This window comes from Candidatus Cloacimonadota bacterium, from assembly GCA_016932035.1.
In the GTDB taxonomy this organism is placed as follows: Bacteria; Cloacimonadota; Cloacimonadia; order JGIOTU-2; family JGIOTU-2; genus Celaenobacter.
The window spans coordinates 1-11288 of sequence record JAFGDR010000052.1 but is presented as its reverse complement, the minus strand read 5'-3'; the positions used below and the strand labels follow the sequence as shown (position 1 = coordinate 11288).

Below are 11288 nucleotides of genomic sequence, written 5' to 3'. Positions count from 1 at the left end.
ATGGCAAAAATACTCATCAGCGATCCTGTCTCAACAGAGTGCATCGAGCTCCTGGAACGAGCAGGACATGACCTTGATATTAAAACAGAAAAGAAAACCCCGGAAGAACTTGCAGGCATAATAAAGGGTTATGATGCAATCGTGATCCGAAGCGCAACAAAAGTGAGAAAGGTTGCGATCGATGCAGCAGACAAACTCCAGCTTATCGTGCGCGGTGGCGTCGGCATCGACAATATCGATCACGAATATGCACGTTCTAAAGGAATAACAGTCTCGAACACTCCAACTGCATCTTCTCAGTCTGTTGCAGAACTGGCACTCGCTCATATGCTTGCACTCTATCGCTTTATTCCACAGGCAAATATTACCATGCAAAATGGTGAATGGAACAAGAAGCAGTACAAGGGTAAAGAGGTATCGGGTAAAGTGCTTGGCATCATCGGATTTGGTAATATCGGGAAATCTCTCGCAAGGATGGCGCTTGCACTTGGCATGACTGTGCTTGCCTATGATCCATATGTCAAAGAAACAGATATGAACGTTGAGATCGTTGATCTTGATACACTTGTCAAACGCTCAGATATCATCTCGCTCCATATTCCTCATACAGATGGTACACACTACATCATAAATGCAGACAACATTGCAAAAATGAAAGACGGCGTTATGATCGTCAATTGTGCGCGTGGAGGTGTTGTTGACGAGAAAGCACTCCTCGAAGCACTCGACTCCGGGAAAGTAGCATATGCCGGAATCGACTCATTTGAGGAAGAACCCACGAACAATAAAGAACTCGTATTACATAAAAATGTATCTGTGACTCCTCATATAGGCGCATCAACCAAAGAGGCTCAGGCAAGAGTCGGACTCGAGGTTGCGGAAGTAATTATTGAGTTCTTTAAAGATTAGTAAATATGATAGAAAAAAAATACGGAGCAGTCTATTGTTTGAGAATGCTTCATGGCGAAGATTTTCTTGTGACACTTCATGAGATCGCAGAATCGCAGGATCTTAAGAATGCGATCATCATAAGCGGTGTGGGCATGCTCAAGGATGCCAAGATCGGTTATTTCCACAACGGAACATACCAGATCAAGACGCTGGATCATCCTGTAGAACTTGTTTCCACCAGCGGCAATATGTACATTAATCCTGCTGGTAAGCATGAATGGCATGTCCATGTAGCACTTGCTGATAAATCTCATGAATTGTACGGCGGTCATCTGCTTGGAGGGACTGTTTGGAATACAGCTGAGATCTTCCTGCAGATCATCCCAGATGCACGTTTCGTTCGAGAAACCGAAGAGGGAAATCTTCGATTGAATTTTAAGTAAGATTATTGCAATCAGCCCAGTCATTTGATCGGGCTGCTTCTTTTAAGACTAAAGGTGAAAAAGCATAAGTGCGTTCGTATTAGTGAACCTGAAAATATTCATTTCGTAACAAATAATACATATAGAAACAACAATTCTTTCTTAACCCAAAATGTTGTATAATACTATTGAGTAATCTTGATCATTATGGAAATGATTCCCGAATACTCGATTCGGACTCATACCCATATTCTTCAATGACATATCTCGAAATAGGAAAAGGTGTTCTTAAAGTTGACGAGATAGAACTCTAAATAAATAGTTAAATAAAATTTTTCGGTTATCAAATCGGAGGTCATATGAAAAAAAATGTAATAATTGTGTTATTTATAATTTTCATAACATCATTCCTCTCTGCAGGCTATCTTCCTCGTGAACTCTTCCACAAGCCAAATACGCCATCACAAATGTACACAGGCAGGGCTGATTCATTACACGGCTTCGATATGCTGCACTATGATATTTCAATACAGCTCTTCCCCTCGACACACTATATAGAGGGAGATGTCATCGCACAGGTCGAAGCAACCGAAGATGGACTCACTGAAGTGTCATACGAACTGGAAAGTCTTTCCGTAACTGATGTTTATGTAAACGAAGCATCGGCAGCATATACATATAATGATGGCATGATAACGATCAGTCTTGGTCAGTCATATTCAACAGGTGACGTCTTTACTACTCGCGTTTTTTACGAAGGATTCCCCATCCTCAGCAATGATGGGTACAGCACCGGTATTCACTGGTCATCATATATATATACCTATTCTGATCCAAACGGTGCCCGTTACTGGTGGCCCGGGTATGACCATCCATGGGATAAGGCAACTACGAAGATGATCATCACTGTTCCAGACGATAACCTCGTCGCATCCAACGGTCTGCTGGAAAGTGAAGTTGACAATGGCAATGGAACAAAAACTTTCACGTGGAACAACACCGGACAAATCGCGACATACCTTGTCTCACTCTGTATTGGGTCTTATGCCACCTTTGAGCAGACATATTCTGGGGTGCCGATTATAAATTATGTATATCCGGGACACTATAATGCTGCCCAGACGGACTTTGCGTGCATTCCAACTGCAATGGGCATTTACGAAGATCGATTCGGAGACTACCCCTGGCAAAAATACGGTGCTGCAGAATGTAACGTTTTTGGAGGTTATGGTGGTATGGAGCATCAAACCATGACGTCGATTGGCAATGGGCTGATTACAGGTAATGAAACCTACGAGATGATCTTTGTGCATGAATTGGGACACATGTGGTTCGGTGACTGCCTGACACCACTCACATGGAAAGATGTATGGCTCTCTGAGGGGTTTGCAACCTATTCCGAAGCCCTCTATATCGAAGGAACAGATGGCTATGATGCGATGTGCGATTATGTGCAGACCTCATATCACAACTACTATCTCAGCTGGGCTGGTAGTACGCCCCATACGGTTTACGATCCTTCCTATCTCAATTACTTCACGCCTGCTACGTATGAAAAACCTGCTTCTTTCCTCCATATGATCCGCCTTGCAGTTGGTGACAGTACTTTCTTCGATATCATCCAGACCTATTTCCAGCAATATCATAGCAGGTGCGTAATCACTGAGGATTTTCAAAATGTTTGTGAAGACATCTCCGGTGAGGATTTCGACGACTATTTCGATGCGTGGATCTACGGTAGCGGCATTCCGAGTTTCGAGTATTCTTACTTGATAGGAACCGGTTCTTCTCGCGATCCCAATTTGGTAATGATCAGCAGATCGACCTCTCCAACTTCGAGCCAGTTCTACATGACCATTCCCTTTGGTGTAGAAACCTCATCAGGTACAGAAACCATTCTCGTGGAGACAGGTCCCGAATTCACCTCCGCACAATACACTGTTAGCGACGGCATACAGGATATCGAATTTGATCCCGATTCATGGATACTGGACCGTGGAAGCACCTATATTGTCCCCGAACTTACCTCTGCCCTGGCAGGCAATTCTGTGGTTTCTCTCATGTGGGAGGAATTCCCGGATGTTGTCTCGCAGGGCATGTTCAATTTGTATAGAAGCGAAGATGCTTCTGAAGATTTCATAATCATTGCAACTGTTCCCGGTGACCAGCTTGAGTACATTGATACAGATGTCATTAATGGTACGACATATTATTACAAAATTTCATATGGCGTTGTTTCTGGTTATTTCTCCGGCGAGACAGAGCATTCAAATATCCTGTCAGCTACACCGATTAACTTTCCTATGGACCAGGGAATTCTCGTCGTAGATGAAACAAAGAACGGTTCCGGTGGTCCTATTACACCGACAGACAGTACGGTCGATAATTTCTATGCTGATGCCCTCACCCATTTCCAGATCACACAATATGATTATGAAGATCAAGGAGAGCCTGATCTAAGCTTCCTGGCGAATTACTCGACTGTGATTTGGCATGATGAGGATATGAATGAAAAATTCATCGAGGATAATATACAGAATCTCAATGCTATGCTCGTCAGCGGCGCACATGTGCTCATTTGCGGTTGGAAAACTGCTGATTATATCCCGGAATCATTTTTTCATCATTATTACGGTTTTGAAGAAACAATCATTATTAATGATCTGGATTTTCTGGGAGCAGTCGGTGAGGACGGCTATCCCTATATTGATGTGAATGGAACGATCCTTCCTGCATGGAATGATAAGTGGAACTATATTGTAGAATTTCCAGATGCCGAGACCGAAAATACGCTTTACACCTATAGCTCAGAATCCGGCACAAATACCGGAAAAGTAGTTGGGATTGTTGATGATAAACAAGATAAAGCTGCAGTTGTTCTTGGGTTTCCTCTTTACTTTATGGAGCTTACAACGGTGCAGGAATTTTTAACTGCTCTGATGATCGACTTCGGGGAATGTGTTGCAAATGATGACGAACCAGATCACTCATTGCCAATCCTCACCTGCTTACCCAATCCCTTCTCTACCTCGACTATTATTAAGTTTAGCAACACCTCAGAGATCACAGAGAACACTGAGATTACAATTTACAACATAAAAGGACAATTAGTTCGAGAATTACCTATTTTCGCTTCTTCGCCTTGTCGCTTTGTCGAAGTAGTTTGGGATGGGAGAGATGAAAATGGTTATGAAGTAAAAAGTGGAGTGTATTTCTATAAGCTTGACACACAGGACAAGACTTTCATAAACAAATTACTATTGCTCAAGTAAGGTATTATATGAAGAAATTATTAGTGCTGTTTTTGTTTCTATTCTTCCAGCTTTCTCTTGTTGCCCAGGGAATTCATTTATGGGACAATTTTTGCACCTCAGCGCTGGTACCGAACAGCGATATCGAGGTCAATGTGGACATCGATTCTATTGCCATTGATTCCTGTGCAACCTTGCTTTTCTACTCAACGAACGACCAGCAAAGTTGGTCATTTGAAGACATGGCACCATTATATTTGCCGGGATATATGAACACACTTGCGCAAACAGCAACACTACCCGGTTCGGGTTCAATTCGCTACGGGCTGCAGTCAAACATCCAGGCAACGATAGCCGGTTATTTTCTGAACGTGTATCTTTCCATGACACCGAAAAATACCCTTGATCAATTTCCCCCTTCGGACAATTATATGATCGAACTATGCCAGGAAGCAACCGGAGATCAGATTGGAAGTTCATTTCTCGATCTTACAGAATTCTGGGGCTCTTATTCGGATGATAAGTTTTATTTCACGCTGAATAATAATGACACACAATGGCCTCAATATAGCACAATCCCCTTACTACCACCATGGTATGCCTACATAGTTGGACTCATAAATCCCGAGACCACAGATTCGGTCGGTTATGCGTTAGTTTATGCAAATATTCCATCTTTAATACAAACAGGGCTTTATAAAGGAGATATTACGGATTCCTCATATGCACAAATAGGAAACATACAAGCCCAGGTTTATAATGGAAAGCTCTATATGTCATGCAATATAGACGACCTCACATCCGATCCGCAGTTCGGTCCCTGGCCCAACAGCTTCGGCTGCCTTGCTCTGGATGCACTCACTGCGACGATTAATATCAACCCACTTTTCACGATCAATGATTCAACGCCGGCAGTGCTCTTTTATCCAACGCATGAAGAACGAACGATCGGTACAAACACACCTCCTCAACTGTCCGATCTAACTTTTTACTCACAATATGATTCGATCACATTTTCAGTTACCTACACTGACCCTGATAATAATCTTCCAGTCGTACGCAAACTTGTCGTTGATGAAGACTATGATTCAGAATATCAATTGATCCCAATCGATCACTCATACGAAACCGGCAGCCTTTTTTCCCTGACACTTCATTCATCACAGATCTCATCTCATGCTCAGGCAATCTTTGATGACGGACAATACGAAGTACAATCAAATGTCGTTTATATTACAAGCGCTAACGATGAAATCCCAGAACGATCCTCTTTCATATCAGTTTACCCCAATCCGTTCTCTAAATCGACGATCTTGAAGTATAATAAAGCCACCCGGCTTCTCCCCGATATGCCGCAGCAGACAGAGATAAAGATCTATAATATTAAAGGACAGCTCATCAGAAAACTCCCCTTCACCTCTTCCCCTCATCTCTCTATCGAAGTAACGTGGGATGGAAAAGATGAAACAGGAGAAGAAGTAAAAAGCGGTATCTATTTCTGCACACTGACAAGCGAAAATCGATTTATAGATTCACAAAAAATACTTTTATTACGATAACACGAAAGGGAGCAGAAAGCTCCCTTTTTTTATTGTATTTTGAAAGAATAAGGTATCCTTAGCTGAACAGGTTCGCCCTGAACTGTGGTAATCAGATCCAATATTTGAGAGACATCATCAGCAAACGGATTGCTGCTCATCATATCGGATAATTTCAACAGTGTTACAGCAGAGAGTGAGAGTTCACGGTTAAGAATAATATCCATCAACGTTTTCTTTTCAGGAAAAACAAGCGTTGCATACTCATCCAGTTCTGCCAGTTCTGCAGCTTTTACAATCGCATCATCTAGACCACCAAGTTCATCCACAAGACCATTTTTTACTGCCTGTTCGCCTATCCACACCTTGCCCTGCGCAATCTCTTCAACATCCGTTAGGGGAAGATGCCTGCCCCGTGCAACAAGATCTTTAAATTCGAGATAAATGCTGTCCATGTCCTTTTTAAGTGCATTGATGTCCTGGGGTGATGGTGCGAAGTTAGGTGATAAGAACTGCGAATATCTACCCCGTTTTATCTGGAATGTATTGACTTCTGCCCACTCTCGAAGCTGCTGCCAGTTCGGGATCATGCCGACAACACCGATCGAGCCGGTGATCGTGTTTGGTTGCGCAAAAATATAGTCAGACAGACTTGAAATCCAATATCCTCCGGATGCAGCAACATTTCCCATCGATACCACCACAGGAATTTTCTCGTTTAACTCAATAAGCTTGTCGAGAATAATATCGGATACATACGAGCTGCCTCCGCCGCTATCGACACGAAAAACAAGCCCTTTCACAGAATTCATTTTCTCGATTCGGTCAAGAAGTTTTATCGTTTTTCCCATGGTGATCCTGCGGTAATTACGCTCCATGACTCCGGCTTCTGCAAAGGTAATTCCTCCCTGAACGTAAACAATTGCGATTTTATTATATGCAAACTTTCGTTTATGTCGTTCATAGAGATCGAGTTTAAGGGTCGGGTGATCTTTGACGATGAGTGCATCGAAATCCTGGTCATTCCCAAGATGGTCCACCAACCCCATATCAAGTGCCTGAGAACCAGAAATAAAATATTCTTCGCGTTTATCAAATACTTCAGTAATTTGTTCTGAACTTAATCCCCTGCTCTCCATGAGATCGGATATATAAACCTGATAGAGTTCGTCCACAAGATTTGTAAGATCCTCTTCCAGTTCTGGTGACATGGTTTTGCGGTCGAACATCTCTCCGGTGCCTTTGAATTTTCCAACATGAAGAACCGTCATTCCGACACCGATCTTGTCCAGCAGACCTTCATAATAGTTCAGCTCAATACCGATACCGCTCAGAACAATACCGCATGTTGAGCTCGGATTGAGATACACCTTTTCTGCAACAGACGCAAGATAATATCCTTTATCGAAAGTATAATCTATATAGGCAAAAAGGTTCTTTCCGCTCTCCTTGAATTCGATGAGTTTTTGACGGAGTTCGGTGGTCAACGCCCATCCTCCCATATACATACCCGGTTTTATGATGATTCCATCAATGCGCGGATCTTCTATTGCAGCATCAATCTTTCGGCACATATCTCCAATCGACATCGCTTCTTGAATGAAAAACACATTTTCATATTCATTATAATCGTAATGAATCCCGCCAAGAGAAAGTTCGAGATAGGTATTATCATGGATTTTCACTTTCGGTTTTGATGGCAGCGATGATGCAACAATGATGATCAGCAATATCATCAGCACACCGATGACAGCAAATGTCCATAGTACGACTTTTCCAAAGGTTTTCATATTATGCCCCTTTTTCTATTGTTTGTATATAATTTGATAGTTCAACGAATTCAGAAATGGATAATTCTTCCGGGCGCTGCGTAAGATCGAATTTTGATTGAGACAATTTTTGATACGTCATTTCAGGAAGATAGGACCGTAAACTCGCACGCAGCATCTTTCGCCTTTGATTAAAAACCATATCGATAAGTTCCCATAAATTTTCATGATCAATAATATAAGGAACGTCCTTCCTGGGTATGAGTTGAACAATAGCTGAATTCACTTTAGGAGGTGGACGAAAAACGTGCACAGATACAACGAACATCTTTTTGATCGTGAAATAGAGTTGTAATTTTATGCTGAGTTTTCCATACTCTTTATTACCCGATGGTGCACAAAGCCGATCCGCAACTTCGTTCTGGATCATCACTGTAATACTACTGAAAAGATTTCTGTTTTCAAGTATTTTGAAGAGAACCGGGGATGTGATCTGGTATGGCAGATTAGCTACGATCTTCACTTTTTCATTATGATAATAGTCCTTGAAGTTTATAAGAAGTATATCATTGTTAACCAGCGAGAGATTTGTGTCTTTATATTGAGATTGCAGATAAACGAACCACTCATTATCGATCTCGAAAGCAATAAGGTCTTTGCACTTTTCAAGAAGTAATCTCGTCAGCATTCCGCTTCCCGGACCGATTTCCCATACAATATCATCTTTGTGAACACCCGCAACACGGACAATTTTTCGTGCGATGTTTTCATCAGCAAGAAAATGTTGCCCCAGTGATTTCTTTTTGCGTATCACATTAATCTTTAACAACGATATTCACTAATTTCTTAGGAATGATGATTATTTTTATGATCTTTTTTCCTTCTGTATATTTCAACACCTTTTCGTCTGCCAGGGCAATTTTTTCAACTTCCTCTTTTGGTGTGTCCATTCCAACAACGATCTTACTGCGCAGCTTCCCGTTTATTTGAATAACGTAGGTTGCCTGATCCTGAACCAGGTATTTTTCATTATATGAAATCCAGGTCGAAGCAAGAATGCTTGTTTCATTACCGAGCATTGCCCAGATTTCTTCTGAAAGATGAGGAGCAAAGGGTTGAAGCAGTTTTGGCAATGCGGCTATTGATTCATAATAAACCGCCTGTATAGATGGGTCACTGTTTTCATCACACTGGAAAGCTGTGATGTTGTTCAGATGCTCCATGATCGCTGCAATCGCCGTGTTGAACTGCATTCTTTCAACAATATCTTCTGTTACTTTCTTTATTGTAAGATGTGTGCTGTAACGCAATTCTTTAGCATCGGTTGGTATTTCAGAATCTTCATGAGAGGTTCCCTGAATACTTTTCATGAAATCCTGCTTCTCATTAAAGAGCATCCAAACCCGATTCAGAAAACGGAAAGCACCTTTGACACCTTCGTCGTTCCATTCGACATCCTTTTCCGGCGGTGATGCAAAGAGCATGAAAACGCGTAAAGTATCAGAACCGTATCGATCTATGTATTCCTGCGGATCGACGGCATTCCCTTTTGATTTCGACATTTTAGCACCGTCTTTGGTGACCATGCCCTGTGTAAGAAGGTTGGTGAACGGCTCGTTGGTAGTCACAAGCCCGATATCTCTCATGAACTTATGGAAGAAGCGCGCATAGAGCAGGTGCATGCAGGCATGCTCGATCCCGCCGATGTATTGGTCGACCGGAAGCCAGTAATTTGCCTTATTCTTCTCGAAAGGAACATTGTCATTATGTGCATCACAGAAACGGGCATAATACCAGGATGAATCAAAAAATGTATCCATCGTATCCGTTTCTCTTGTAGCAGGACCACCGCATTTCGGGCAGGTCGTATTGAGAAATTCAGGTACTGAGAGCAATGGATTTTTCCGCGTTTTGCCAACAGCCACATCCTTGGGAAGCCTCACAGGAAGGTCGTCTTCGGGAACCGGAACTGCTCCGCATTCCTTACAGTAAATAACAGGGATCGGCGTACCCCAATAGCGCTGGCGTGAAATACCCCAGTCTCTTAGACGATAGTTCACCGTCTTATATCCATATCCTTTCTCATCCATCCATTCAGTTATCTTCTCTATTGCCTTACGGTTTTGCATATCATTGAAGGGATACGAATCAACCAGGACTCCGTCATCGATATAAGCTTCCGTCATCGTTTCCAAAGTGAGTGTTTTTTCTGGATTCTGTATCACAATACGAATCGGTAGATCATATTTATGTGCAAATTCAAAGTCTCGCTGATCATGTGCAGGCACACACATGACTGCTCCGGTTCCATAATCCATAACCACATAGTTCCCGATCCAGATAGGAATTTTTTCACCATTGACGGGATTGATAGCATATTTTCCGGTAAAGATACCAATCTTTTCAGTATCTTCAGCCGTTCGTTCAATCTTGTCTTCGTTAATGACTTTATTAATAAACTCTCGAATTTCTTTTTCGTGAGGATTGTTTTCCAGGAAGATCTCTATTGATGGATGCTCTGCAGCAATGACCATGTATGTACAACCAAATATAGTATCGGGGCGTGTAGTGAAGACAGGTATTTCATGGTCTTCGTTTGCCATTTTAAATACGATCTGGGTTCCGTAACTTTTTCCGATCCAGTTCTTCTGCATGGTAATGACGCGTTGGGGCCAGTTTTTCAATTTTGTATGATCCAGAAGTTCTTCTGCATAATCAGTGATCTTAATGAACCATTGTTCGATCTCTTTTTGTTCTACTTTTGAATCGCACCTCCAGCAGATACCACCTTCAGCTTGTTCATTTGCAAGAACGGTTTGACAGCTCGGGCACCAGTTCACATAGGAGGATTTCTTATAGATAAGTCCCATCTCAAACATTTTCAGAAAGAACCACTGGTTCCATCTGTAATAGTCGGCGTCGCAGGTGATCACCTCTCGATCCCAATCATAACCAAAACCGCACATCTTGAACTGCTTCCGCATTTTATCGATATTTTCATGCGTTGTGATCTCCGGATGTGAGTTATGCTCGATTGCATAGTTTTCTGCTGGCATACCGAAGCTATCGTATCCCATAGGTTGGAGAACTTTATATCCATTCATAATATTGTAACGTGCTATCGCATCTGCTATCGAGTAGTTCGAAACATGCCCCATATGGAGGACACCCGAGGGATATGGGAACATGGACAAGAGATAAAACTTCTCTCTTGGGTCATCAATATCGACATAAAATGTACGATTCTCTTCCCATATCTTCTGCCAGCGTTTCTCAATCTCTCTAAATGGATATTCCATAGTAACTCCTAAAAACAGTTTATGTGTAGGTTGGTTAGCTTGATACAGTTTTTTTCGTCAATTTTTTTTCTTGTGGAATATTATCAACGATACTGAGTTAAAAAATTTGACAGTAAAT

At 42.0% G+C, this 11288-nt stretch carries 7 protein-coding genes; 4 read left to right on the top strand and 3 right to left on the bottom strand.

Annotated features, from left to right (window positions below; translation table 11 throughout):
- The 4 genes from JW794_08915 (at position 1) to JW794_08900 (ending at position 6123) form a co-directional block, all read left to right on the top strand.
- Positions 1–909, top strand: a complete 909-nt coding sequence (locus JW794_08915; GenBank protein MBN2018230.1) for a D-2-hydroxyacid dehydrogenase — start codon at positions 1–3, stop codon at positions 907–909.
- Positions 910–914: 5 nt separating this feature from the next.
- Positions 915–1334, top strand: a complete 420-nt coding sequence (locus JW794_08910; GenBank protein ID MBN2018229.1) for a DUF296 domain-containing protein — start codon at positions 915–917, stop codon at positions 1332–1334.
- Positions 1335–1672: 338 nt separating this feature from the next.
- Entirely contained in the window at positions 1673–4585 is a 2913-nt protein-coding gene (locus JW794_08905) for a T9SS type A sorting domain-containing protein (GenBank protein MBN2018228.1), read from the top strand.
- An 8-nt stretch (positions 4586–4593) separates the two neighbouring features.
- Complete coding sequence (locus JW794_08900) at positions 4594–6123, top strand: T9SS type A sorting domain-containing protein (protein ID MBN2018227.1); 1530 nt, start codon at positions 4594–4596, stop codon at positions 6121–6123.
- A 29-nt stretch (positions 6124–6152) separates the two neighbouring features.
- Here the strand turns inward: JW794_08900 and sppA are convergent, their stop codons facing one another.
- From sppA to JW794_08885, 3 genes are read right to left on the bottom strand one after another with little or no spacing between them, the layout of a single operon-like run.
- Positions 6153–7892, bottom strand: coding sequence for a signal peptide peptidase SppA (sppA, locus tag JW794_08895; GenBank protein MBN2018226.1), 1740 nt, complete (start codon positions 7890–7892; stop codon positions 6153–6155).
- A 1-nt stretch (position 7893) separates the two neighbouring features.
- Entirely contained in the window at positions 7894–8685 is a 792-nt protein-coding gene (gene rsmA, locus JW794_08890; GenBank protein MBN2018225.1) for a ribosomal RNA small subunit methyltransferase A, read from the bottom strand.
- A gap of 1 nt (position 8686) precedes the next feature.
- Positions 8687–11170 (bottom strand): leucine--tRNA ligase, encoded by a 2484-nt coding sequence (locus JW794_08885; GenBank protein MBN2018224.1) that lies wholly within the window; start codon positions 11168–11170, stop codon positions 8687–8689.
- Between the last annotated feature and the right edge of the window lie 118 nt (positions 11171–11288).